The 1,252-nt window shown below is 54.9% G+C and carries 2 protein-coding genes; both read right to left on the bottom strand.

Annotation, left to right across the window (positions count from 1 at the left end; all coding sequences use genetic code 11):
- Nucleotides 1–30: 30 nt before the first annotated feature.
- Nucleotides 31–897 carry an IS3 family transposase gene (locus ACFQ2O_RS21690; protein ID WP_377533007.1) on the bottom strand — a complete coding sequence of 289 codons (867 nt, stop codon included), beginning with the start codon at nucleotides 895–897 and terminating at the stop codon, nucleotides 31–33.
- A partial coding sequence (locus ACFQ2O_RS21685) for a transposase (RefSeq protein WP_377533005.1) occupies nucleotides 894–1,252 on the bottom strand: 359 nt, incomplete at its 5' end. The genes ACFQ2O_RS21685 and ACFQ2O_RS21690, both read right to left, overlap by 4 nt.

Raw genomic sequence — 1,252 nt, 5'->3', positions numbered from 1 at the left:
TGGAATTGCAATGTTTTACTGGAGACTTTTTCAGGCAGCCACAGCTTGGTTGCACAACAGTTTTTCATATTGGCAAGGAGTCAGGTAACCAAGGGCTGAATGCCTCCTTTTTCGGTTGTAGAAACCCTCGATATACTCAAACACGGCCAGCCGGGCCTCTTGCCTGGTGGCAAACTGATGGTGGTACACCATCTCTGTTTTCATTGTCTTGAAGAAGCTTTCGGCCACTGCGTTGTCCCAGCAGTTTCCCTTGCGGCTCATGCTCTGCAGCACTGGCGTTCCCTCCAGTTGCTCTCTGAACGCGCTGCAGGCGTACTGCACGCCCCGGTCAGAGTGAAACAAAAGAGAGTGGAACAGGGGCCTGTTTCTGATGGCCATCCGAAAGGCGGCCACCGTGGTTGCTTCCGCCTCCATGGTCTCGCTCAGCGCCCAGCCCACCACCTTCCTGTCGGCCAGGTCCAGCACGATCGTCAGGTACAGCCAGCCTTCCCCGGTCCTGATGTAGGTCAGGTCCGATACCCACTTCTCTGCCGGCCTTAGCGCCCGGAAATCTCTTGCCAGGTGGTTCTCCGCCACTGTATAGGCATGGCCGGAATCGGTGGTCTGCACCCGGTACCTCTTCCGTACAATGCTCCTTATCTGATGCTTATGCATCATCCTGGCTACGCGTGGGCGGGACACGCAAACACCCTGTTGCTGCAGTTCAACGGCAATCCTGGGGGAGCCATAGCGGCACTTGCTCTGCCGGTACACCTCCTTAATCTGGGCCACTAGTTGCTGCTCCTTGAGTTCTCGCAGACTGACCGGGTGGTGAAGCCAGTAATAATAGCCACTGGCGCTGACTTTGAGCACCTGGCACATCTTCTCGACGGGAAACTGGTTGCGGTGCTCTTTTATGAATCCGTATACCGCCCGTCTCCCCTGGAGAAGATGCTGATGGCCTTTTTTAGTATGTCGCGCTCCAGCTGCGCCTCCTTCAGCTCCTTTTGCAGCCGTTTGATCTCTTTTTGATCGTCACTGAGCCCCTCGGTGGATCTTACCGGTGAACCGTCCTTCTGCCGCCACTTGCTCAACCGGCCGGGGTCGATGCCCAACTCATCGGCCACCTCTTTTACCGATCCCCTCGCGTAGGAGAGGTCGATGGCCATCCGTTTGAAGGAGGCGTCAAAAACACGTCTATCCATAATAGTCAAATTTAATACTTTCACAAATCTGCCTATATAAAACTCTCCAGTCAAAGGTAGCAACTCCA

The sequence above is a fragment of the Pontibacter rugosus genome (assembly GCF_042678745.1).
Lineage (GTDB): Bacteria > Bacteroidota > Bacteroidia > Cytophagales > Hymenobacteraceae > Pontibacter > Pontibacter rugosus.
Note: the sequence above shows the minus strand (reverse complement) of the source record. Positions and strands in the feature narration are given on the sequence as shown.